Origin of the sequence: Bradyrhizobium sp. U531, from assembly GCF_051710265.1 — a bacterium.
Classification (GTDB): Bacteria; Pseudomonadota; Alphaproteobacteria; order Rhizobiales; family Xanthobacteraceae; genus Bradyrhizobium.
Window position 1 is genome coordinate 2,232,093 of sequence record NZ_JASVEN010000001.1, and the last position, 22,322, is coordinate 2,254,414.

At 65.6% G+C, this 22,322-nt stretch carries 21 protein-coding genes and 1 pseudogene; 9 read left to right on the forward strand and 13 right to left on the reverse strand.

From position 1 onward, the window contains the following. Positions 1 to 2 precede the first annotated feature (2 nt). Genes QRQ56_RS10990 through QRQ56_RS11020 form a run of 7 tightly spaced genes read left to right on the forward strand, consistent with a single transcriptional unit; the run spans position 3 to position 6,186 of the window. Entirely contained in the window at positions 3 to 884 is an 882-nt protein-coding gene (locus QRQ56_RS10990) for an AAA family ATPase (protein ID WP_438739731.1), read from the forward strand. After that, positions 881 to 1,999, forward strand: a complete 1,119-nt coding sequence (locus QRQ56_RS10995) for a vWA domain-containing protein (protein WP_438739732.1) — start codon at positions 881 to 883, stop codon at positions 1,997 to 1,999. Before QRQ56_RS10990 ends, QRQ56_RS10995 begins: the two co-directional genes overlap by 4 nt. Further along, entirely contained in the window at positions 1,996 to 2,880 is an 885-nt protein-coding gene (locus QRQ56_RS11000) for an amidohydrolase family protein (protein ID WP_438739734.1), read from the forward strand. The genes QRQ56_RS10995 and QRQ56_RS11000 overlap by 4 nt, the downstream gene beginning before the upstream one ends. A gap of 30 nt (positions 2,881 to 2,910) precedes the next feature. Further along, complete coding sequence (locus QRQ56_RS11005) at positions 2,911 to 3,759, forward strand: MBL fold metallo-hydrolase (protein ID WP_212300604.1); 849 nt, start codon at positions 2,911 to 2,913, stop codon at positions 3,757 to 3,759. Positions 3,760 to 3,781: 22 nt separating this feature from the next. Continuing rightward, entirely contained in the window at positions 3,782 to 5,362 is a 1,581-nt protein-coding gene (locus QRQ56_RS11010) for an isochorismatase family protein (RefSeq protein ID WP_438739735.1), read from the forward strand. A 3-nt stretch (positions 5,363 to 5,365) separates the two neighbouring features. Beyond that, positions 5,366 to 5,992 (forward strand): FMN-dependent NADH-azoreductase, encoded by a 627-nt coding sequence (locus QRQ56_RS11015; protein WP_438739736.1) that lies wholly within the window; start codon positions 5,366 to 5,368, stop codon positions 5,990 to 5,992. Continuing rightward, on the forward strand, positions 5,989 to 6,186 hold the full coding sequence (locus QRQ56_RS11020) for a hypothetical protein (RefSeq protein ID WP_438739737.1): 198 nt from the start codon (positions 5,989 to 5,991) through the stop codon (positions 6,184 to 6,186). Before QRQ56_RS11015 ends, QRQ56_RS11020 begins: the two co-directional genes overlap by 4 nt. 34 nt (positions 6,187 to 6,220) lie before the next feature. Here the strand turns inward: QRQ56_RS11020 and cysC are convergent, their stop codons facing one another. Together cysC and cysD are read right to left on the reverse strand one after the other, a co-directional pair. Further along, entirely contained in the window at positions 6,221 to 8,122 is a 1,902-nt protein-coding gene (gene cysC, locus QRQ56_RS11025) for an adenylyl-sulfate kinase (RefSeq protein WP_438739738.1), read from the reverse strand. Beyond that, entirely contained in the window at positions 8,106 to 9,011 is a 906-nt protein-coding gene (gene cysD, locus QRQ56_RS11030) for a sulfate adenylyltransferase subunit CysD (protein WP_438739739.1), read from the reverse strand. The genes cysC and cysD overlap by 17 nt, the downstream gene beginning before the upstream one ends. A 339-nt stretch (positions 9,012 to 9,350) precedes the next feature. On the opposite strand from cysD, the pseudogene QRQ56_RS11035 reads away from it, so the two are divergent. Next, positions 9,351 to 9,536 (forward strand): annotated as a pseudogene (locus tag QRQ56_RS11035) (carbamoyltransferase C-terminal domain-containing protein); the annotation flags it as partial. Positions 9,537 to 9,554: 18 nt separating this feature from the next. Here QRQ56_RS11035 and QRQ56_RS11040 read toward each other — a convergent pair. From QRQ56_RS11040 to QRQ56_RS11085, 10 genes are read right to left on the reverse strand one after another with little or no spacing between them, the layout of a single operon-like run. Continuing rightward, positions 9,555 to 11,054, reverse strand: coding sequence for a tripartite tricarboxylate transporter permease (locus QRQ56_RS11040; protein WP_438739740.1), 1,500 nt, complete (start codon positions 11,052 to 11,054; stop codon positions 9,555 to 9,557). 12 nt (positions 11,055 to 11,066) lie between these two features. Beyond that, positions 11,067 to 11,534: a tripartite tricarboxylate transporter TctB family protein gene (locus QRQ56_RS11045; protein WP_438739742.1), complete on the reverse strand. Its 468-nt coding sequence runs from the start codon at positions 11,532 to 11,534 to the stop codon at positions 11,067 to 11,069. Then, positions 11,531 to 12,322: a carboxymuconolactone decarboxylase family protein gene (locus QRQ56_RS11050; protein WP_438739743.1), complete on the reverse strand. Its 792-nt coding sequence runs from the start codon at positions 12,320 to 12,322 to the stop codon at positions 11,531 to 11,533. Before QRQ56_RS11050 ends, QRQ56_RS11045 begins: the two co-directional genes overlap by 4 nt. A gap of 13 nt (positions 12,323 to 12,335) precedes the next feature. Beyond that, positions 12,336 to 13,109 (reverse strand): SDR family NAD(P)-dependent oxidoreductase, encoded by a 774-nt coding sequence (locus QRQ56_RS11055; RefSeq protein ID WP_438739745.1) that lies wholly within the window; start codon positions 13,107 to 13,109, stop codon positions 12,336 to 12,338. Between the two features lie 26 nt (positions 13,110 to 13,135). Beyond that, positions 13,136 to 14,155 (reverse strand): acyl-CoA dehydrogenase family protein, encoded by a 1,020-nt coding sequence (locus QRQ56_RS11060; RefSeq protein WP_438739747.1) that lies wholly within the window; start codon positions 14,153 to 14,155, stop codon positions 13,136 to 13,138. 38 nt (positions 14,156 to 14,193) lie between these two features. Beyond that, positions 14,194 to 14,967 (reverse strand): SDR family NAD(P)-dependent oxidoreductase, encoded by a 774-nt coding sequence (locus QRQ56_RS11065; protein WP_438739748.1) that lies wholly within the window; start codon positions 14,965 to 14,967, stop codon positions 14,194 to 14,196. 2 nt (positions 14,968 to 14,969) lie between these two features. Next, positions 14,970 to 16,181, reverse strand: a complete 1,212-nt coding sequence (locus QRQ56_RS11070; RefSeq protein ID WP_438739749.1) for an acyl-CoA dehydrogenase — start codon at positions 16,179 to 16,181, stop codon at positions 14,970 to 14,972. Positions 16,182 to 16,215: 34 nt separating this feature from the next. Beyond that, positions 16,216 to 17,433, reverse strand: a complete 1,218-nt coding sequence (locus QRQ56_RS11075) for an ABC transporter substrate-binding protein (protein WP_438739750.1) — start codon at positions 17,431 to 17,433, stop codon at positions 16,216 to 16,218. 58 nt (positions 17,434 to 17,491) lie between these two features. After that, a complete protein-coding gene (locus QRQ56_RS11080) occupies positions 17,492 to 19,621 on the reverse strand; it encodes an acetate--CoA ligase family protein (protein ID WP_438739751.1) in 2,130 nt (709 codons plus the stop codon). Position 19,622: 1 nt separating this feature from the next. Beyond that, positions 19,623 to 20,393 (reverse strand): enoyl-CoA hydratase/isomerase family protein, encoded by a 771-nt coding sequence (locus QRQ56_RS11085; protein WP_438739752.1) that lies wholly within the window; start codon positions 20,391 to 20,393, stop codon positions 19,623 to 19,625. Positions 20,394 to 20,581: 188 nt separating this feature from the next. Between QRQ56_RS11085 and QRQ56_RS11090 the strand changes: the two genes are divergently transcribed. Beyond that, positions 20,582 to 21,559, forward strand: coding sequence for a tripartite tricarboxylate transporter substrate binding protein (locus QRQ56_RS11090; RefSeq protein ID WP_438739753.1), 978 nt, complete (start codon positions 20,582 to 20,584; stop codon positions 21,557 to 21,559). 21 nt (positions 21,560 to 21,580) lie between these two features. Here the strand turns inward: QRQ56_RS11090 and QRQ56_RS11095 are convergent, their stop codons facing one another. Further along, positions 21,581 to 22,255, reverse strand: a complete 675-nt coding sequence (locus QRQ56_RS11095) for a TetR/AcrR family transcriptional regulator (protein ID WP_438739754.1) — start codon at positions 22,253 to 22,255, stop codon at positions 21,581 to 21,583. Positions 22,256 to 22,322: the final 67 nt, after the last annotated feature.

Sequence of the window (22,322 nt, forward strand, 5' to 3'; positions counted from 1 at the left end):
TCATGGCGGTCCGCAGCAACATCGTCGGCATCGACAGCCCGGAGGCGCTGGAGAGAGCGCTGCGTGCGGCCTATTACCTCGCCGACGAGGGCCTTGCGACCGCCGCCTATCTCGGCCTCGCGCTCGGCAAGCCACTGCTGCTCGAAGGCGCGCCGGGCGTCGGCAAGACGGAAGCAGCCAAGGCTATCGCCGCCGTGCTCGGCCGCCGGCTGATCCGCCTGCAATGCTACGAAGGTATCGACGCTTCCGCCGCTCTCTACGAATGGAACTATCCGCGCCAGATGCTTGCGATCCGCCAGGCCGGCGACGAGAGCATCGATATCTATGGCGAAGCGTTCTTGATCGAACGTCCGATGCTGGCCGCCCTGCGCGCGCCCGATTCCACCGTACTCCTGATCGACGAAATCGACCGTGCCGACCAAGAGTTCGAGGCGTTCCTGCTGGAATTCCTCTCCGACTTCCAGATCTCGATTCCCGAACGGGGCACGGTACGCGCCGCGGAGCGTCCCGTCGTCGTGTTGACGTCGAACCGGACACGCGATCTGCACGAGGCCCTGCGCCGCCGCTGCGTCTATCACTGGATCGACTACCCCACCGAGGAGCGTGAAGCACGGATCGTGATGCTGCGGGCCTCCAGCGTCGCCGAAGCGACCGCGCGGGCCGTCGTGACCGCCGTCGGCAAGCTTCGGCGCGAGCCGCTGAGCAAGGCGCCGGGCATCGCCGAGGCCGTCGACTGGGCCGAAGCCGCAACGCTTCTCCACAAGGGGGGCGCGCGCTGGCCGGACGCCTTCAAGCGCTCGATCGGCGTGGCGCTGAAGGACGAGGAGGATTTGCACTTCATCGCGCCCCGTCTCGACGCAATGCTGGCGGAGGCGACCGCATGAGCACCGAGCTCCAGCTCCCGCGCGCTGCCCGGGTCTTCGTCTCTTTCGTCGCCCTGCTGCGCGCCAACGGCTTTGCGGTCGCCCCCGAGCAGACCACTGCGTTCCTCTCCGCGATCGAGCTGCTCGGCCCGCGCGACCTCTGGGATATCAGGCGGGCGGCACTGGCCACCCTCGCCCCGCCGCCCGAGCGCCGCGGGACCTTTGACAGACTGTTCGACCTGCACTTCCGCGGCAGCGAGGCGATCGAGCGAACCGACGACGGCGAGGACGATGAAACCGTCCGGCTTCAGGAAGAAGGCCGGGGCGACGAGGAGCCCTTGCTCTCCGACGACGCCAGCGAGTCCGGCCTGACCGCGACGCGCACTGAGGCGCTGGTCGAACGCCGCTTCGCCCAGCTCTCCACCACCGATGCGCTCCGACGCCTGGTTCGCGAGGCACCGCGACGCCTTCCCCGGCGGCGCGGCCATCGCCGCATGCGCGCCCGCCGTGGACCATTTGCCGACCTCCGCCGCACCTTGCGCGACAGCGTCCGCAGCGACGGGGAGATCCTTCGGCTCGGTCACATGAAACGGCGCCAGCGCCCGCGAAAGATTCTGATGCTGATCGACGTTTCCGGTTCGATGAAGAGCCGCACCGAGGACAACATGAAGCTGGCTCACGCGCTGATGCAGGCGGCGCCCAATGTTGAGGTCTTCACCTTCGGCACGCGGCTCACCCGTGTCACGCGCGCACTGCGGCTGAAGCGCCGCGAGCAGGCGCTGAGCGCGGCCGCTCACCTCGTCAGCGACTGGGACGGCGGCACTCGTATCGGTGATGCGCTGCAGGCCTTTCTCGCGGTCCCCCGCTTCGGTGGTTATGCGCGGGGAGCAGCGGTGGTCGTCATCTCCGACGGGCTGGAGCGGGGCGAGCCCGACGCGCTGCGCGACGCCGTCGCAAAGCTTTCGCGGCGAGCCTGGCGCGTGAGCTGGCTGACGCCGCTTGCGACGGGTCCGGGGTTCCGCCCACAGACCGAGGCGCTGGTCGCCATCGAGCGCTTCGTCGACGACCTCGTCGACGGCGGATCGAGCGCGTCGATCGTCGCACATGTCCTGGCACTGGGAAGGAGGGTTGCGTGACCGAGATTGTCGACGGCCATCATCACATCTGGCGGCAAGCCGACCTGCCCTGGCTGACCGGCCCCATGCAGCCCCGCATCTTCGGACCCTACGAGCCGATCCGGCGCGATTATCCGATTGATGAATATCTCGACGACCTCAAGGGCACCGGCGTCACCCGCTCGGTCTATGTCCAGACCAACTGGGCCAACGACCGTTTTGAGGACGAGGCGGCCTGGGTGCAGCAGACCGCCGACGAACACGGCTGGCCGCATGCCATCGTCGCCTACGCCAATTTTGCCGTGGACGATGTACGCCCGCAACTCGATCGCCTGAAGCGCTATTCTCTCGTCCGCGGCGTGCGCATGCAGCTCCACTGGCACGAGAACCCGCTCTATCGTTTCGCGGCAAGGCCCGACCTCTGCCTCGATCCCATGGTCCGCCGCAACATCGCGTACCTCGCCGACTACGGCTGGAGCTTCGATCTTCAAGTCTTCACGCCGCAGATGCCTGATGCCGCGCAGCTCGCGGAGTCCTGCCCCAAGATCACTTTCATCCTCCAGCACGCCGGGATGCTGGAAGATCTCTCGCCTGCGGGACGCGCGGCCTGGCGTGCGGGCATGGCCCGGCTTGCGGCCTGCCCGAACGTGGTCTCAAAGCTGTCCGGGCTCGGCACCTTCATCCATCGCAACGACCCCGCACATATCGCGGCCGTGCTCATGGACACCGTCGCGATCTTCGGCGCCGAGCGCTGCCTGTTCGGCTCCAATTTTCCAATCGAAAAATTGTGGACCAGCTATCGCGAGCTTGTCGTCGCGTTTCGCGCGGCGGCAGCGCAACTGAGCCCGGAGCAGCAGGACGCGATCTTCAGGGCGACGGCCACACGCGTCTACCGGCTTTAACGGACAAGAAGAGATCAGGGAGGGAAACGAATGGCGCTGGAGATCAAGATCCTGGACTACGGCGATATCGAGCTGGAATCGAGCTTTCTGGTGCTCGGCCGTGACTGCGGCCGCACCCGCCGGGTCCTCACGCTGGGCTTTTTGATCCTCGGCGGCAAATACCCTGTCGTGGTCGACACCGGCTATCGCTCCAACCAGATTATGGAGACGCTGGGCATGCGCGGCCTGCAGTACCACGAGAACATGATCGAGAACCAGCTCGCACGCCACGGCGTGCGGATGGGCGACGTCCGCTTCGTCTGCCACACCCATCTGCATATCGATCACGCCGGCAAGGACGATCTGTTCCCCATGAACACGACCGTCGTGCTCAATCGCAAGGAGCTGGAATATTCCGTCTCCGGCCTGATGCATCCGCAATATCCGGCGCCCGATATCAAGCACCTGATCGACCGGCTGCATACCAAGAGCGCCTTGCGCTTCCTCGACCTCGAGATCACCGGTCCGATCGAGCTGATGCCCGGAGTCTATTGCGACGCCGCGGGTGCCCACACGGAAGGCTCCATGAACATCATCGTCGAGACCGCCGATGGCATCGCCACTATCTGCGGGGACGTGATCTACGATTTCAACGACCAGATCGTCACGCCCTTCAACGAGATCCACGATTGGGAGCCGCGTACGACAGGCAATCACGGCACCAGCAAGCGCGCGGAGAAGGCCGCGATCAAGAAGCTGCTCAGCAACTCCCGCTATCTGCTGCCGGTGCACGACCGCCCCGCCAAGATCGAGGGCGGCAATGTCGTGGGGCGGCTGCACGACCAGGTCCCCGGCCCCATTGTGCAGTCCCTGCCCGCGCGCAACTGGTTCCCGGCTTGACGTGACCTGAGGATATCGACCGATGACACACGTCACCTTGCGCTCCGAATTCGAGACCCTGATCGATCCCTATGCGCCGGTGGCGCAGGTCGGAACGGGCTTTGACTTCACGGAAGGGCCGATCTGGCATCCGGTCGATCACTACCTGTTATTCTCTGACATGCCGGGCGATGTGCGCCGTCGCTGGGATGCGCGGCGTGGTGTCACTGAGGTCAAGCGTCCGTCGAACAAATGCAACGGCATGACCTACGATGCCGAGCTCAACCTGATCGTCTGCGAGCACGCCACCTCGTCGCTGATCCGCGAGCGGCCGGACGGTCGCCGCGAGGTGCTGGCTTCGCACTTTGGCGGACAGGAACTGAACAGCCCCAACGATGTCTGCGTGCACTCTTCAGGCGCGATCTATTTTTCCGATCCCTGGTATGGCCGGATGCCGGTCTATGGTGTCGAGCGACCGCGCCAGCTCGGCTTCCAGGGCGTCTATCGGGTCGTACCCGGCAGTGAGCCGAAGCTGGTGGTCGATCGCCACTTGTTCGACCAGCCGAACGGGCTGTGCTTCTCGCCCGATGAGAAACTGCTCTATGTCAACGACACCGTGCAGGCGTTGATCCGCGCGTTCGACGTCAACGCCGACGGCACGCTGGCGAATGCGCGGGTGTTCGCAAGCGGCATCCGCTCCGAGCTGGAAGCGGGCCTGCCCGACGGCATGAAGTGCGACCAGCACGGCAATGTCTGGGTCACCGCGCCCGGCGGTGTCTGGGTCTATTCGCCGCGCGGCGAACTGCTCGGCAAGGTCCGCGTGCCCGAGATGGTCGCCAACCTCGCCTGGGGCGGACCGGACTTCCGCACGCTGTACCTGACCTCGACGCGTTCGGTCTACGCCATCCCGACCAAGGCCGGCCCGCGTCACGAGCCCTATATGAGCGGCAGGCGCGGCAGCAGCGGCGGAGCGGCGAGCACAGGTCCCGCGGCGGCTGCTCCCATCCTCGCGGACGGCGAGATGCGGCTTGATCCCAACCGCTGCGCCATGATCATCCAGGATCTGCAGAACGACGTCATCATGGACGGAGGCGCGTTTGCGGACTCCGGCGCACCGGGACATGCCAAGCAGCAGCACGTCATCGAGAACGTCCGGCGCCTCGCGGAATCGGCTCGCGCACGTGGCGTCGCCATCATCCATGTCTGGTTCGTGGTCGAACCCGGCGCGCCGGGCGTGACGCTGAACGCGCCCCTGTTCGAAGGCCTCGTCGACAGCAAGGCGATGGTGCGCGGGAGCTGGGGGGCCGCACCCGTGTCCGGCCTTGAGCCTCGCCCCGGCGACTTCGTGGTCGAGAAGATGCGGATGAGCGCCTGGGAGGGCACGCGGCTGGAAACGATCCTGAAAGCCACCGGCCGCGACATGATCATCAACACCGGCGCCTGGACCAACATGTCGGTCGAGCACACCGCGCGCACCGGCGCCGACAAGGGCTATTTCATGATCGTGCCGGAGGATTGCTGCTCGACCATGAATGCCGACTGGCACTCCGCCTCGATCAATTTTGCCATGCAGAACGTTGCCGTCGTGACCCGTGCGGACGCCGTCATCAGAGCGCTGGGATGAGCGGTGGCAAAGCTCCTGCACCTCTCCTGCTCGCCGCGTCCTGACTCAGAGTCGAGCGCCGGCGCGCAAATCTTCCTTGACGGCTTTCGCCAGGCCCGCCCGGATTGGGACATCGACGTCGTCGATCTCTGGCGCGAGCGGCTGCCGGAGTTCACTGGCTCCATTGTCGAAGCCAAATATGCGCGCATGAAATCGCTGGCCTTCAACGAAGCACAGCGCGAGAGCTTCGCCGAGGCCGAGCGGATGGCGCTACGGTTTTCGCTGGCGGACCGCGTGTTGATCTCGACGCCGATGTGGAACTTCAGCATCCCCTACAAGCTGAAGCAGTGGTTCGACATCGTCATCCAGCCCGGGCTGACGTTCCGCTTCGATCCCGCGCAAGGTTATCTTCCGATGCTGAAGGATCGGCCGACCATCGTCATTCTCGCCTCCGGCAGCGACTTCGCCACCGGCATGAACCGCGGCCGCATCGACATGGCGACGCCCTACTTGCGCGAGGCGCTCCGCTTCATTGGCGTCACCGACGTTCGCTTCGTGCCGATCGGCCCGACCGCGGGCCCGGCCGAGCCGATCCGTAGCGCCCGCGAGACAGCGCACCGTCGGCTCGCTGAGATGGGGAAGCACTTTTGAAGTTTGTTCCCATCGAGCTCACGCTGATTGTCGGCTTCTTCGTGCTCCATCCGTGGGACGACGCACGCCGCGTGCGTATCGCCGCCCGGAAGGCCCCTTCACTCGTGGTTTACACCGTCATGGCGGTTGCCTGCGTTCTAGCCTACTCGATCGGCTCGCAGAGCTCGGGCCAATTCATCTATTTTGAGTTCTAGCGCCGGACGATGACCTTGAGGGTTGCATGCCCGATCAATCCAGTACGCCACGTCTCCGCAGAAATTGCATCACCTCGTCGGCGAGACGTTCGGCGCTCCCGGCTGCCGTGTCGAGGATCAAGTCCGGATGCTCCGGCGGCTCATAGGGTGAGTCGATGCCGGTGAAATTACGAAACTCACCGCGCCTTGCCTTGCGGTAAAGTCCCTTCGGATCGCGCTGCTCGCAGATCTCGACCGGCGTGGAGACGAATATCTCGATGAATTCACCGTTGGCGACGATCGCGCGCGCCATGCGGCGTTCAGCGCGGAACGGCGAGATCAACGCAACCAGCGTGATCAGGCCGGCATCGACAAAAAGCTTGGCCGTCTCGGCGACGCGACGGACGTTCTCCACCCGGTCGGCTTCCTTGAAGCCGAGGTCGCGGTTCAATCCCTGACGGACATTGTCGCCATCGAGCAGGTATGTTCGCTTGCCCAATGCATAGAGCTTCCGTTCGAGCAAGTTCGCGATTGTCGATTTCCCCGCGCCCGACAACCCCGTGAACCAGAGGATGACGGGACGCTGGCCGTTCAACCGCGCGCGCGCAGCCTTGGTGACGTCGAAATCGGCATGGTGAATGTTGGCGGCGCGGTTGAGGCCGAAGCGGATCATGCCGGCCCCGACCGTCTCGTTGGTCAACCGGTCGATCAGGATGAAGCCGCCGGTCGTGCGGTTCTCCCGATAAGGGTCGACCGCGATCGGTTCGACCGTCGCAATATTGACGTAGGCGATTTCGTTGAGCTCGAGCTGCCTCGCCGCCAGGTGCGCATAGTTCGTAATGTCGACGCGGTATTTCAGGGTCGTAATCGTGGCCCCGACCGTGCGGCTGCCGCACTTCAACAAATAGCTGCGCCCCGGCAACAACGGAGCCTCCGACATCCAGACGAGGTCACAGGCGAATGCGTCGGCGATTTCCGGGGGCTTGTCCGGCCTGGCGAGCAGGTCTCCGCGCGAGACGTCGACCTCGTCGGCCAACATCACCGTGACGGCATCGCCCGCACCGGCCCGCGCCAAGTCGCCGTCCATCGACACGATCCGCTCAATTCGCGTTCGAATGTTGGTCCGCGCGATCAGGACCTCGTCGCCGGGACGTAATTCGCCGGATGCTACGGTCCCGGCATAACCGCGAAACGTCGCATCCGGCCGGTTGACCCATTGCACGGGCATCCGGAGCGGCCGCTGCGGCGCGTCCGGGTCGATCTCGACGGCTTCGAGCTGCTCCAGCAACGTCGGCCCGCGGTACCAGGCCATGCGGTCGCTGCGCCGTGTGACATTATCGCCCAGCACGGCGGATGCCGGTATCGCCACGACGCTGCGAAAATGAAGCGAACCGGAAAACGCGTCAAAGGCATCGCGAATGCCGTTGAAGATGCGCTCCTCGAAATTGACGAGATCCATCTTGTTGACGACGAGGACGATGTCCCGAATTCCAAGCAGCGCGCAGATGAAGCTGTGCCGCTGGGTCTGCTCCAAAATCTCCTTGCCGGCATCGACGAGCAGAACGGCCAAATCCGCGTTCGACGCTCCCGTCACCATGTTGCGGGTGTAGTGCGGATGGCCGGGCGTATCCGCGACGATGAAACGCCGGCGGGGCGTCGCAAAGTGATGATATCCGACGTCGATCGTGATGCCCTGCTCGCGCTCGGCCTGCAGGCCATCGAGCAACAGCGCGGCGTCGGGTGCATCGCCGGTAGTCCCGGCAATCTTCGAATCCCGCACCAGCGCCTGCCGGCGGTCCTCGAACACCGCGCCGCAATCGAGCAACAGCCGGCCGATCAATGTCGACTTGCCGTCGTCGACCGATCCGCAAGTGATGAGACGCAACAGGTCGCGCTGCGGCGGCTCCGCCCCCCGCCCCGACGGGGGCTCGGCATTCAGATCAGAAATAGCCTTCACGCTTCTTTCTTTCCATCGATCCGGCTTGGTCGAAATCGATCAGCCGGCCTTGCCGCTCGGACACCGTGGCCGTCTCCAGCTCACGCACGATATCGCCGACTGTCACTGCACCGGATTCGACCGCGCCGGTAAGCGGATAACACCCCAGCGTGCGGAAGCGGATGACGAGATCCTGCACCAACTCGTCGGCCCCCAAGGGCAGCCGCTCGTCGTCGACCATGATGAGGTTTTCGCCACGCCTCACCACCGGCCGCTTGGCCGCAAAGTACAGCGGAACGACGGGAATATTCTCATGTTCGACGTATCGCCAGACATCGAGTTCGGTCCAATTGGAGAGCGGAAAGACGCGAATGGATTCGCCTGGTGCGATGCGGCAGTTGAAGATATTCCACAATTCCGGGCGCTGGTTTCGCGGATCCCAGACATGGTTTTTCGAGCGAAACGAGAACACGCGTTCCTTGGACCGGCTCAGCTCCTCGTCGCGGCGCGCCCCGCCAAGCGCAGCATCGAAGCCATGCGCAGTCAGCGCCTGCTTCAGCGCGTCGGTCTTCATGACACCTGTGTAGGCGGCGGACCCGTGCTGGATTGGATTGATGCCCTGCTCGACCCCTGCGCGATTGACGTGGACGATCAGCTCGAGCCCGAGACGCTCCGCGGTCTCGTCGCGAAACCGGATCATGTCGCGGAATTTCCAGGTGGTGTCGACATGGAGTAGCGGAAATGGCAGCTTCGCCGGATAGAACGCCTTGCGTGCCAGATGCAGCATGACCGAGGAATCCTTGCCGATCGAATAGAGCATGACCGGCTTACGGCACTCGGCGACAACTTCACGAAGGATGAAGATCGCCTCCGCTTCCAGGCGACGCAGATGGGCAGGCAGCCGTTTCATCACCGACATCCCCCTTTTGTCGGGTCGGTGCGTTCCAACCATTCAACGGACGCAATACATAACGGGAGCATATCAAGGTCTGCCAAACGATCGCGAAACAAGCCAGCAGGCTTTACTAGTGGATTTCCAGTTGCCGCGCCATGGGCCTGCCGCCAGGGCCCAATTTGCGCAGACTATTCGCATCAGTGCGGACCGGATATAGTCGAAACACGCAACTGATCGGAACTCCGCTTGACGCTCATTTGGCAATCCGGCGATGTCCCATTCGGGACCGAGAGGGCACGGCCGCAATCCGGCTATCGTCGATTTGTATGTGCCGTGCTGGCATTCCTGCTGGTTCCGCCGGCGTTCAACACCAGCTTCAACGTTCGCGGCGAGCCGATCGTCTGCACACCGGAGGACGCCTTCCGCTGCTTCATGGGCAACGAGCTCGACATGCTCGTCATCGGCAACTGCATCCTGAGAAAAGAGCAGCAGGATCCCGCACTCAAACGTGACTACAGCTCAGCTTTCACGCTTGACTGAATTGCGGGCCTCGCCTCGTCATTCCTGCAGCGCCTCCTCGCGCCGCGCGCGGATCGTCGGCAGCATGATCAGGATGATCGCGAGGACGGCCGCGGCCAGCAGGGTTGCCGAGATCGGCGAGGTCAGCAGCACCGTGGCATCGCCGCGCGACAGCACCATGGCGCGGCGGAAGTTCTCCTCGATGGCGGGCCCGAGAACCAGGCCAAGCAGCAACGGCGCCGCCGGCAGTTGCAGCTTGATCAGGACATAACCGAACACGCAGAACAATGCGGCCTCGAAGACCTCGAACGTTCCGCTGTTGATGGAATAGACGCCGATCGAGCAGAACACCATGATCGCCGGGAAGAGATAGCGATAGGGAATGGTGAGCAGCTTGACCCAGAGGCCGACCAGCGGAAGGTTGAGGATCAGCAGCATCAGATTACCGACCCACATCGAGGCGATCAGGCCCCAGAACAGCGTCGGGTTCTTGGTCATCACCTCCGGACCCGGATGGATGTTGTGGATGTTCATGGCGCCGACCATCAAGGCCATCACGACATTGGACGGCACGCCGAGCGTCAGCAGCGGAATGAACGAGGTCTGGGCGCCGGCATTGTTGGCGGATTCCGGGCCCGCAACACCCTCGATCGCGCCCTTGCCGAACTCCTCGGGATGCCGCGACAGCTTCTTCTCCAGCGTATAGGACGCAAAGGACGACAGCACCGCGCCGCCACCGGGCAGCACGCCCAGCAAGGTGCCGAGCGCCGTGCCGCGCAGCATCGCCGGCACCATGCGGCGGAAATCGTCGCGGGTCGGAAACAGATTGGTGATCTTCTGCGTCACCAATGACAGCTTGTCGTCCTGCTCGAGATTCTTCACGATCTCGGCAAAGCCGAAGATGCCCATCGCCAGCGGGACGAAGTCGAGCCCGTCGAACAACTGGGGAATGGCGAAGGCAAAGCGCTGGCTGCCGCTGTTGAGATCGGTGCCGACGAGGCTCAGCAGCATGCCGAGCACGACCATGCCCATGCCCTCGATGAACGGCCCGCTCGACAGCACCGAGGCGAGGATCAGGCCGAGGATCATCAGCGCGAAGAATTCTTTCGGGCCGAACAACAGCGCAGCCGCGGTCAGCGGACCTGCAAGAGCCGCCAGCGCCAGCGTCGCCACGCAGCCGGCGAAGAACGAGCCGATGGCGGCGGTGGCGAGCGCCACGCCGGCCCGGCCCTGCTTCGCCATCTGGTAGCCGTCGATCGTGGTCACGACGGACGAGGACTCGCCGGGCAGGTTGACGACGATCGCGGTCGTCGAGCCGCCATACTGCGCGCCGTAGTAAATGCCGGCGAGCATGATCAGCGCGGCGTCCGGCGGCAGCGCATAGGTGATCGGCAGCAGCATCGCGATGGTCGCGAGCGGACCGAGGCCGGGAAGCACGCCGATCAGGGTGCCGAGCAGGCAGCCGAAGAAGGCATAGAGCAGGTTCGCGGGCTGGGCCGCCGTGGCAAAGCCGATCGCCAGATTGTGAAAGAGATCCATCGCCCGGCTCGTTCAGTTGAGGAGAGAAGGCCAGACGGGCAATGGCAGCCCGAGCCCGTAGACAAAGACGCCAAGGCACAGCACGATCAGCACCGCCGCATTGGTCAGCGCGCCCGTCCATGTGAATTCGGGACTGGCCCTGCTCGACACCATGATCAGGACGAACAGCGCCCCGACGAGGCCAAGCGGAAACAGCAGACCCCCGAACAGCACCACCGATCCCACGATCCAGGCCAGACCCTTGAGGTCCCACCTGCGCAGCGCCTGTGCTTCCGCGCCGGGCTTCATCGCGCCGAGGATCACGACGAGACCGATCGCGGCGAGCACGATCGCAAGCAGGCGCGGAAAATAGCCCGGCCCCATCCGCGCCGCGGAGCCTGCGGGATATTGCAGCGCAGTCGCAAAGAAGAACACCGCAAAGGCCAGGAACAGGACGCCGGACGCGAAAGCCCTTTGATTGCGGATCGCCAGCCCTTTCATGTCCGTCCTCCCTCGCCAGGCCCCGCCTTCGCGGAACGCTCCTCGAGCGCTTCCATCAGAACCGGCACGCCGATCGCGCAGGCGTGCACGCCGAGATGCGCGGTCATCTGCAGAACCTGCCGGATCTCGCGATGGTCGATACCGAGCCGCAACGCGCGCTTGATCTGCACACGCAGCCCATGCGGATTGAGCGCGGTGAAGCAGGCGTTGAGAGCGAGCGAGATCAGGCACTGCGAGCGCTGATCGAGACCGTCGCCCGTGCGCCGGTCCGCCAGGAGATCGAGCAGGACGGCGAAATAGCCGGGATCGGCGCGCAACCATTGCTCGCAGAAATCCGGCCAGTCGCCGAACTGCGCAACGTAGCTGTCTCGCAAAGCCTGCTGCTCTTTCGTGAGATCGGGACGATCGTCCGGAATTCCGGCGCTCGCCAATTCCTCGGCGAGGATGCCGATGCCGACGTTGCACCCGTCCAGCCCTTGAACCGTCGCGAGCCGAAAAACGTCGATGATCTCCCGCGCCGTGGCGCCTTCCTGAAGTGCGAGGCGAAGGTGCAGCGCGAGGCCTGAGCGGAACAGATGCGTCGCCGATCCGTCGAGCGCGACGTAGATCAACTCCCGCATCTTCGGCGACAACGGCCCGTTCTCCGCGGAATAGCCGCCATATCTGCCGTAGGCTTCCAGGAACACCGGATCGAGCCGCAACAGCCCTTCCGTCCAGGGCCGCCAATAGCCGCGCGCCCTGACATAGGCCTCTTTCAGCACCTGCTGTTCCGGCGTCAGATCGGCCATCGCGATGATCCCGTCAGGCAATGTTGGTCAGAACGATGCCGCCATCGACCGTGAGCACCTGCGCCGTGATGAAGCCGCTGTCGTCGCCGGCGAGGAAGCAGATCGCCTTGGCGATGTCGTCGACCGTGCCGAGCCGGCCCAGCGGCGTTCGCGCCACCCGGCGCGCGTCGAGCTCGGCATTGCGGTTGCGCATCGTGCCCTCGGTCGGGATCGCCGAGGGCGCCACGGCATTGACGCGGATGTTGCGCTCGCCAAGCTCGGCTGCGGCTGCGCGCGTGAGACCCATCACGCCGGCCTTGATCCCGCTATAGACGATGCTGTTCTTGGCCGAGATCAGGCCGGCGACCGAGGCGACGTTGACGATGGCGCCGCCGCGCTCGGCATCCATGACCTCCGCGGCCGCCTGAATCCCCCAGATGATCGCCTTGAAGCCGATATTGAGCATGCGATCGACGGTTTCCGGAGCGACATCCGGAACGGATTGGTAGCGGACCCAGGCCGCGTTGTTGACGAGGATGTCCAGACGCTTCTGCTGCTGCGCCAATCCCAGCACGGCCTGCCGCATGCCGTCGCGGCTGGAGACGTCCTGCGCGACGGCGACCGCGTTGCCGCCGGCGGCCTTGATGGCGCTCACGGTGCCCTCGACGAATTCCGGCTTCAGATCGTTGACGCCGACGATCGCGCCGCGCGCGGCAAGCCTGAGCGCGGTTGCGCGGCCGATGCCGTTTCCCGCGCCGGTGACGAGTGCGACGCGGCCCGCGAGCGTCTGATCCCTGGTTTCTGTCATGGCAATCTCCTTCAAGCTCTCGTCCTTCAAGTTCCTGCTTCGGCGAACGGAGCAACTTCCGATACGTAGCGGCGGCCGAAATGATTGATCAGGCCGCTGGCATCACCCTGGGCCTGCAGCGTGCGGATGCGGCGCAGATGGCGATGCACCGGCACGTCCCACGTAAAGCCCATGCCGCCATGGATCTGCAGCGCGCCTTCGCTGATCGAGCTGCCATAGGTGGCGGCCGCCAGGAACGCCGCATCGCGCTGCACGGGGCCGCCCTCCCCGGACAGGCTGCGCGTGATCGCATGACGGATGCTCTCCAGTCCCAGCTTCTGCCGCGCCAGTGCGTGGCGGATGGCCTGGTTGTAGGACAGCGCATGGCCGAACTGGCGTCGCGTGGAGGCGTGCTCCTGCGCAAGCGACAGGCAGGCCTCGGCCGATCCAAGAATGGCCGCGGCGCGAAGCACGTTGGCATCCGAATTGAGCAGGTCCCACGTTCCCGCGGGCAGGATCGAGCCGACCGAAACCTCGACCTTGTCCAGTCGCACCGTGTGCTCGGGCACCGTCAGGTCGAGGCCCGCCGCCTGCTCCACCACGACGCCCCCGGCATCGGCCGGGATCAGCGCCGCAGCACCACCGCTCATGCGCACCAGGATGTGGTCCACCTTCGCCGCGCAGGGCGCCCGCGCCACCACGCCGCTCAACACCAACAGCCCGCTTTCGCGTTCGGCGACGGCCTCGCCCTGCCAGGCGATGGTGACCAGCTTCTCGCCGGACACGATCGCAGCGGCGAGACGCGTCAGCGAGGACTGAAACGCACGCCCAACGAGGATGGTCTCCAGCAGCGGAAAAGCGAGCAATCCGGAATGGGCGGCCGCGATCACCGGCACCGCGAAGCCGAGCGGCAGCGCCAGTCCCCCCACCTCCTCATCCGCGATGATTCCGAGCAGTCCGTCGCCGGCGAGATTTTGCGCCTGCGCGCGCACGTCCAGGCCCGCGCAAGCGGTGACTGCGCGCGCCGCGGTTGCCGCGAACTCGTCGGGCTGAAGTGCTTCGGCCATGCTCATCATCGTTCCCTTCGAAACCCTTCAATCGTTCGCTAGGCGAGATATCCGCCGTCGACCGGCAGGATGGCGCCGTTGACATAGGACGCCATCGCGGAGGCCAGAAAGACCACCGGCCCCGCGATCTCGTCCGGCTGCCCCACCCGCTTCATCGGCGTGCGCGCCATCAGGCCGGAGAGCCGCGCCGGATTGTCCCGGGTCGTCTCGCTCATCTCGGTCGCGATGATGCCCGGCGCGACCGCGTTGACGCGGATGCCGTCGGGCGCGAGGTCGCGGGCGAGCGCCTGCGTGAACAGCCTCACCGCGCCCTTGGACGGGGAATAACCGAGCGCACCGTTCATGCCGCCAAAGGCCGCGACGGACGCCACGTTGACGATGGAACCGCGCGTCTTGCGCAGGGCGGGGATGAAAGCATGCACCACGTTGAAGGTGCCGTTGACGTTGACGTCGAACACCTGGCGCCAGTTCTCGTGGGCGCGCGGGCTGTCGATCGGCTCGCGAATGATGATGCCGGCGTTGTTGACGAGGACGTCGGCAGGGCCGATCTCCTCATCCACGCGCCTGGCGACCTCACTGCACGCCGCGGCATCCGTCACGTCGAGCGAACAGGCGAGCGCCTCCCTGCCGGTGTCCCTGATCTCGCGCGCCGTCGATTCCGCCCGGTCCTGCCGCAGATCGGTCACGACGACCCTCGCCCCGGCCGCGGCAACGCCCAGCGCGATGGCACGGCCGATGCCCTGCCCCGCTCCCGTCACGACGACGAGACGGTTCCTGAGCAAGCCCTGCGGGTGGCTCTGGCCGTCGGACATCGTCACTTGCCTCGCGACAGCTGGAGAATGCGGTCGGCAATGATGCCGAGCTGGATCTCGGTCGTCCCGGCATAGATCGTCTCGGCCCGCGCCTGCAGATAGATCGCCTCGAAACGGCGCCGCGCCACCGTGATCGCCGGGTTCTGCGGCAGCGACGCCTGCGCGAGCAGCTCGAGGGCAAGCGCGGCAAAGCGCTGATGCGACTCGCTCCAATAGAGTTTCGCAAGGCTGCCGCGCGCGCCGATCTTGTCGCCCTTGGCCAGCGCATCCACGGCGGTCTCGACATGCGCCTTCAACACCTCGATCTCGACCGCAACTTCGCCGAGCCTGACCGCGTAGTGCCGGTCCGCGACCACCGACGCAAGCGCCGCGTCCGCCTTGCACGCCGAAATCAAATGACGCAGCTCGTTCTCGAAGCGCCAGGCGCGATACATGCGGTTGGTCGCCCGCTCGATCTCCAGCACGCGGATGGCTGCGGCCCAGCCTTCGTCAGGCGCCCCGATCGCATCCGCCTGCGCGACCTCGACCTCGTCGAAGAACACCTCGCAAAAGCTCTCGCGGCCGTCGATCGACTTGATGGTGCGCACACGCACGCCCTTGGCGTCGAGCGGCACCGCGAACATCGCGAGGCCGCGATGGCGATCCTCCAGCGCCCCGGTGCGGGCGAGCACGAGACAGCGCTGCGACCGGTAGGCGCCGCTGGTCCAGATCTTCTGGCCGTTGATCCGCCATCCGTCTCCGTCCCGCGTCGCGCGCGTGCGCAGGCCTGCAAGATCGGAGCCGGCCTCCGGCTCGGAGAAACCCTGGCACCAGATGTTGCGCATCTCCAGGATCGCCGGCAGGAAGCGCCGCTTCTGCTCCTCGGTCCCGACGGCGAGAATGATCGGCCCGGCGAGCTCCTTACCGATCGAGTTGACGCTCTCGGGCATCGCGAGCCGGCCGATCTCCTGATTGGCGATGAGATGCTCGCGCAAGGAGCGGCCGTGGCCGCCATAGGCCTGCGGCCACGTGATGCCGGTGAGGCCGGCGCGGTACATCGCCGCCTCCCAGGCGACGGATTGCGGCAGCGTCGGCGACAAGAATGCGGCGCTGTCGCTGCGGAAGCTGGCGGGCAGATTGGCGTGCAGCCAGCGATGCATGGCATCGCGATAGGCTTCGCCCGTCAGGCTCTCTCCCGCGGAGGATTGGGCCGATACCGCTTCAACTGCACTCATCGCCTGTTTCCCGTTTTCACCGCATCCGCCGACGTCACTGCGACTTGAGGAGATCGCAGGCGCTCTCCGAGGCCGGCCGCCACGCATCCTCGGGCGCGATCGTTCCGGTGATCTCGTAATAGTCGTAGGTGTATTTGGATTCCGCCGGCGTCTTGATCCGCGCGACGTAGAGCGGGCGCATCACCTGGCCGTCGGCCCGGATCGCGACGTTCTTCATCTCGAAATCGTTGACCGGCGTGCTCTTCATCTGCTTCATCACCGCATCGCCATCGTCGGAACCGCTGGCAGCCACCGCCTTCAGATAATGCGTGATGGCACTATAGGTCGCCGACTTGCCTTCGTTGAGCAGCTGGCCGCTCGTCGCCTCGGCATAGCGCTTGGCAAAGGCCCGGCTCTCCGGCGTCATGTCCCAGTAGAACGGCGTCGTCAGCCGCACGTTCTGGAGATCCTTGAGGCCGATGCCGTGGGTCTGGCTGATCATGAGGCCGAGCGGAACGAGCAATTGCGACTTGGTCAGCCCGAACTCCTGCGCCTGCTTGATCGCATTGGCGAAGTCCGCCCCCGAATTGGCGAGCGCGATCGCCTTGGCGCCGCTGGCCTGCGCCGTCAGCAGGAACGAGGACAGGTCCGACGAGTTCAGCGGATGCAGCACCGAGCCCACCACCTTGCCGCCGCCCGCTTCGATGAACTTCGTCGCATCCGATTGCCAGGCCTTGCCGAAGGCATAGTCGACCGTCAGGAAGAACCAGCTGTCGATGCCCTGCGCCAGCAGCGCCTTCACGGTCGCCTTCGGTTGCGCATAGGTGTCGACCACCCATTGCGTGGTCATCGGCGAGCATTTGTCGTTGGTGAAGAACGAGCCCGCCGTGCCCGCCAGCATGTAGGGCTTCTTGCGGGTCTTCATGATGTCCTGCACCGCCAGCGCGATCGACGAGGCCGAGCAGCCGACGATGGCATCGACGCCCTCGTTGTCGAGCCAGCGCAGCGCGATGGCGACGCCGATATCGGGCTTGTTCTGGTCGTCGGCGATCACGAGCTCGATCTTCTTGCCGCCGACCGCCCCGCCGAAATCGGCGACCGCGAGCTTGGCGGCGGCGACCGAGCCGAGGCCGCAATTGTCGGCGTAGGGACCGTTCTGGTCGTTCATGATCCCGATCTTGATCACGTCGCCCGAAATGCCCTGTGCCGACAGGGGGGCGTGCGCGAGCAGCAAGGCCATGATGCCGAGCGCCGCGATGGTCAGTCTCCTCATGTCATCCTCCTCTTCCCGTTTCCTCTGGGCTCGCTTCTGCGGCCTCTTGTCGTTCGGTTCAGTGCTTGCGGATCGGCTGCCCGGCATGGGGGATCAGCAGCGCGTCGAGCGCCACGGCTCCCTCGCCCTTGGCGCGGAGCAGCAGCGGATTGACGTCGATCTCCGCGATCTCGTCCGCGTGGGCCGCGGCAAAGCGCGACAATGCGGCAACGGCACGCGCCGCGGCGTCGAGGTCGGCGCGCGGCCGCCCCCGTGCGCCGTCGAGCACCGCGAAGGCCTTCAGCGATCTCAGCATGGCCATGGCCTGCGTCTCGCTGACCGGAGCCATCTGCACGGCGGAATCCTGCAGGATCTCGGCGAAGATGCCGCCGAGACCGACCATCACCACCGGTCCGAACACCGGATCGATGCGGCTGCCGAGGATCAGCTCGGCGACGCCCTTGGCCATCGGCGCCACGATCACGCCGTCGATCGCAGCCTGGGGAGCATGGGTCGCGACGCGGTCGCGCATCTGGGCATAGGCACGCCGGACCTCGGCTTCCGAGCCGACGCCGACGACCACGCCGCCGACCTCGGTCTTGTGCGGCAGATCGGGCGAGGCGATCTTCAGCACCACGGGATAGCCGATCTCGGCGGCCGCGCGTACCGCGCCATCCGCGTCCTGGACCAGACGCTCGGCCAGGACCGGAACGCCGGCATTTGCCAGCGCACTTTTGGCGCCGAGTTCATGCCGGAAGGCGTCGGCCGCGAGCGGCGCTGCCTGCGCGATGGCCTCGGGCTTGTCCTGCGGGCGCTGCACCGCGGCCCGCAACCGCACCAGAGCGGCGACGGTCGCACAGCAGCCGTCGAAGCTTGCGATCGTCGGAAAGCCCAGCGCATGCAGCTCGGTCAGCGCATCGTCCGGTCCCTCGACGCACAGGACGATGGGACGGGCAGGATATTGCGCGCGCATGTTGCGCAGCGTGTCCATATAGATCGAGCGCAGGCGCGGCAGATGCAGCGAGAATGGCAGCGGCACGATCACCGTGTCGGCCCGCTCGTCCGCCACGACGGCAGTCATGATCTTCTCCAGAAGATCCGGGCGGCTCGACATCTGCGCGGTGGCATCGACGGGATTGCGGGCCGACGCAAACGGCACCAGCTCCAGAATCTTGCGTTGCGTCTCCTCGCCGAGCTCCGGCAATGTCAGACCGACCGACTGCGCAGCGTCGGCGAGCAGCACGCCGAAGCCGCCCGACGCGGTGAGGATTGCGACGCCCGGGCCCTTCGGCAGCCGGTCCGGCAGCAGGATCGATGCGGCATGGCCGAGATCGATCAGCTCGTCGAGGCTGTGCACGCGCACGGCACCGCAGCGGGCAAACAGCGCGTCGAACACGGCGTCCGATCCCGCCATAGCTCCGGTGTGCGAGGCCGCCGCGGCCTGCCCGGCGGCCGACGTGCCGATCTTCATGGCGATGACGGGCTTGCCGGCCTCGCGCGCCTCTTCCAGCGCGGCGATCAGCCGGCCGGCATCGCGGCAGGCTTCGAGGCAGCACAGGATCACCTTGGTGGCGGGATCGCGCGCCATCCAGGCGATGCCGTCGGCGATATCGATGTCGCACTCGTTGCCCGTGGTGATGAAACGGCTGACGCCGACACCGCGCTCGCTGGCAAGGCGCATGGTGTAGCTGCCCAAATTGCCGCTCTGCGAGACGATGCCGAGCGAGCCTGCGGCCGGCATGCCGTGCTCCAGCACGATCGAGAACGTCGCAATGCTCTTCTCGGCGACGCTGACCGCGCCGAGGCAGTTCGGCCCCAGCAAGCGCATGCCGCTACCGCGCGCCGCAACGCGCAGCCGCTCCTGCATCGCGCGTCCCTGCTCGCCGAGCTCGGCGAAGCCCGAGGAGAACACGACGACGCTGCGGACGCCGCGGGCGGCGCATTGCTCCACCGCTTCGCCCGCGCGCTCCGCGTCGACCGCGATGATGGCAAGGTCCGGCGCTTCCGGAAGGTCGGCGACGGAGCCATAGGCCTTGAGCCCCTGCACCATCGCGGCCTTCGGATTGACCGGATAGACCCGGCCCGCATAGCCGTGACGGCGCAGCAGATCGACGGGCCGACCGCCGATCTTGGTCGCCTCCTGCGAGGCGCCGATGATCGCGATCGAACCCGGCGACATCAGCGCGTCGAGACCTTCTCCCGGCCGCATCTCAGCGCCCCTTGAACACCGGTGCGCGCTTCTCCAGGAACGCCATGCGCGCCTCCTTGGCGTCCTCCGTCTTGGACAGCGCCATGGTGATGTTCTGCTCGAAGCGATAGGCATCGCGCGGCGGCATCAGCTCGACCATGTTCGCGGCGTTCTTGGCGTATTCCATCGCGATCGGGCTCTTCGAGGCGATCTCGCGCGCGATCTTCATCGCTTCGGGGATCAGGTTCTCCTTGGTGGTGCAGGCCTCGATGATGCCGAGGCGGTAAAGCTCGGCGGCCGGCACGCGGTAGCCGGTGAAGAACATGCGGCGCATCAGCGAGCGGCCGAACAGCGTGTTCAGCATCGCCGCACCGCCGGCGAGCCCGACATTGATCTCGGGCATGCCGAACACGGCTTCCTCGCAGGCGTAGAAGATGTCGCAGGACGCCATCAGGCCGACGCCGGCGCCGAGCGCAACGCCGTTGATGGCCGCGATGACAGGCTTGGCGCATTCACGAATGCAGTTTCCGGTCTCGCGGGTGATGCGGTTGTGGCTGTGAAACGCGCCGACCTTGCTCGGGTCCGGCCGGTCCTTCAGATCCGCGCCGCTGCAAAACACCTTTCCGGCGCCGGTCAGGATCGCGACCCTGACATCGGCACGCTCGGAAATCTCGTCGAACACGGCGACGATGCGGTCGCGCATGGCGCGGTCGAGCGCGTTCACCGGAGGCCGGTTCAGCGTCACCAGCGCGATGTTGTCCGACACTTCGAGGGTGACGATATCTCCTGACATGGGCTTCCTCCTGGGCTTCTGTTGGTCTTGCTTGTGAGCGCATCGCTCGGCCTGACCGATCGGTCAGCTTTCAACGCTGATAACACCAAGCGTAGCGACTTGCAATATACTGCCGTCGTCCTATTGACCGACCGATCGGTCAGTCGTTAGGTTCACGGCAAGCAATAACGACCTTGAGGAGGACTGCCATGCCCAGGATCAGCCGACGCCAGGCGACAGCTCTGATCGCCGGCGCCCTCGCCGCGCCGCTCGCTGCGCCCGCCATCGTGAGAGCGCGCCCATCGCAAATCTTCATCATCGTGCCCTATGCGCCCGGCGGCTCGATCGACAGCCTGATGCGCTCCATCGCGAAGGCCATGGCGGAAAGCCTCGATCAGCCTGTTCTGGTCGACAACAAGCCCGGCGCCAACGGCATCGTCGGTTCGCAATATGTGGCGCGCGCGCCGAAGGACGGATCGGTCCTGCTCGCCGGCGGCACCGGGCCGATTTCACTGAACGTGCTGCTGCGCAAGAACCTGCCTTACAAGCTCGAGGACTTTGCCTCCGTCGCCATGCTCTGCAACGGGCCGCTGTCGCTGACCGTGAACGCGCGTACGCCCGCGACCGACGTGAAGAGCTTCGTCAGCTACGCCAGGGGCCGCGACAAGCCGCTGTTCTACGCCACGCTGGGTCCGGGCAGCGTCACCCATCTGTTCGGCATCATGATGGGCAAGTCGATGGGGTTCTCCGTCACCGAGGTCGCCTATCGCAACAATCCCGCCTCCATCATGGAGACGCTATCGGGCGAATGCGACCTCAACTTCGCGACCCCGGCCGCCGTGATCGAGCATGCGCGCGGAGGTCAGTTGCGCATCCTCGCGCTCTCCGCGGAAAAGCGCATGGCGAGCTTCCCCGAGATTCCGACGCTGGCCGAATCCGGCTATCCCAACCTCACCGCCTCGTTCTGGACCGCGCTCCACGCGCCCGCAGGCACGCCGCCCGACGTCATTGCGCGGCTGAACGCGGCGGCGAACGCCGCGATGCAGAAGCCGGAGATCGCAAAGCAGCTCGAGACCGACGGCCTGATGGTCGACACCGGTGCGCCGGACCGGCTCGACGCCCAATTGACCAAGGACGCGGCGCTGTGGGGGCCGGTGATCAAGGCGCAGAACATCGTCCTGGAATGAGCCGAGGCCGCCGCCCGGCGGTCAGCGCGATTTGCGCCGGCTCGCCTTGGGCGGCTCGGCCGACGGAAGCGCGACGAGTTCGCCGCTTCGCAGGCCGTTGAAGATCATGTCGAAGAAGATCTCCGCGATCTGCTCGGGGGTCGCGGATTTGTTGGGATTGTACCAGCGATGCATCCAGTTGAGCGAGGACAGGATCAGCCGCCCGGTCATGGGAACATCGACCTTCCGGATCTCGCCGGCGTCGATCGCCTCCTGGATCAGGCCGCGCAGAAAATTCTCGAAGCGGTCGCGGCGCGTCAGCCGCTCCTTGTGCCGGGTTCGGTCAGGATCGTTCCAGAAGGCGGTGGTGGAAGCGATCCAGGCCCAGCGATAGCGCCGGAAATACTCGGCCGTGGCGACCATGAAGGCGCGGATCTTGTGCGAGGGCGGGCCGTCGGGAATGCGGTCGCGCACGAACAGATAGAGCTCGAGCGTGGAGCCGACCGCGACACGCGCGTAGATCTCGTCCTTGTTGGAGAAGTGATGGTAGAGCAGCGATTTCGAGATGCCGCAGGCGAGCGCGATGTCGCGCATCGAGGTACCTTCGAAACCCTTGCTCGCAAACAGCCGCCCGGCCTCGGCGAGGATCTGCAGCACGCGGTCCGAGGCCTCGGCCTGGTTCGCAACGCCGTCTTTCATCGTTGACAGTTCGGTCATGAACTTTCGCAATCCATTCGTCAGCCCGAGAGTCTTTGGAATGAAACTAGGTTTTCGCCGACCGATC

Excerpts from the sequence above, each read along its gene's own strand:
- QRQ56_RS10990 (WP_438739731.1), top strand. The coding sequence starts at position 3 with ATGGCGGTCCGCAGCAACATCGTCGGCATCGACAGCCCGGAGGCGCTG.
- QRQ56_RS10995 (WP_438739732.1), top strand. The coding sequence starts at position 881 with ATGAGCACCGAGCTCCAGCTCCCGCGCGCTGCCCGGGTCTTCGTCTCT.
- QRQ56_RS11005 (WP_212300604.1), top strand. The coding sequence starts at position 2,911 with ATGGCGCTGGAGATCAAGATCCTGGACTACGGCGATATCGAGCTGGAA.
- QRQ56_RS11010 (WP_438739735.1), top strand. The coding sequence starts at position 3,782 with ATGACACACGTCACCTTGCGCTCCGAATTCGAGACCCTGATCGATCCC.
- cysD (WP_438739739.1), bottom strand. The coding sequence starts at position 9,011 with ATGAAACGGCTGCCTGCCCATCTGCGTCGCCTGGAAGCGGAGGCGATC.
- QRQ56_RS11040 (WP_438739740.1), bottom strand. The coding sequence starts at position 11,054 with ATGGATCTCTTTCACAATCTGGCGATCGGCTTTGCCACGGCGGCCCAG.
- QRQ56_RS11045 (WP_438739742.1), bottom strand. The coding sequence starts at position 11,534 with ATGAAAGGGCTGGCGATCCGCAATCAAAGGGCTTTCGCGTCCGGCGTC.
- QRQ56_RS11050 (WP_438739743.1), bottom strand. The coding sequence starts at position 12,322 with ATGGCCGATCTGACGCCGGAACAGCAGGTGCTGAAAGAGGCCTATGTC.
- QRQ56_RS11055 (WP_438739745.1), bottom strand. The coding sequence starts at position 13,109 with ATGACAGAAACCAGGGATCAGACGCTCGCGGGCCGCGTCGCACTCGTC.
- QRQ56_RS11060 (WP_438739747.1), bottom strand. The coding sequence starts at position 14,155 with ATGGCCGAAGCACTTCAGCCCGACGAGTTCGCGGCAACCGCGGCGCGC.
- QRQ56_RS11065 (WP_438739748.1), bottom strand. The coding sequence starts at position 14,967 with ATGTCCGACGGCCAGAGCCACCCGCAGGGCTTGCTCAGGAACCGTCTC.
- QRQ56_RS11070 (WP_438739749.1), bottom strand. The coding sequence starts at position 16,181 with ATGAGTGCAGTTGAAGCGGTATCGGCCCAATCCTCCGCGGGAGAGAGC.
- QRQ56_RS11075 (WP_438739750.1), bottom strand. The coding sequence starts at position 17,433 with ATGAGGAGACTGACCATCGCGGCGCTCGGCATCATGGCCTTGCTGCTC.
- QRQ56_RS11080 (WP_438739751.1), bottom strand. The coding sequence starts at position 19,621 with ATGCGGCCGGGAGAAGGTCTCGACGCGCTGATGTCGCCGGGTTCGATC.
- QRQ56_RS11085 (WP_438739752.1), bottom strand. The coding sequence starts at position 20,393 with ATGTCAGGAGATATCGTCACCCTCGAAGTGTCGGACAACATCGCGCTG.
- QRQ56_RS11090 (WP_438739753.1), top strand. The coding sequence starts at position 20,582 with ATGCCCAGGATCAGCCGACGCCAGGCGACAGCTCTGATCGCCGGCGCC.
- QRQ56_RS11095 (WP_438739754.1), bottom strand. The coding sequence starts at position 22,255 with ATGACCGAACTGTCAACGATGAAAGACGGCGTTGCGAACCAGGCCGAG.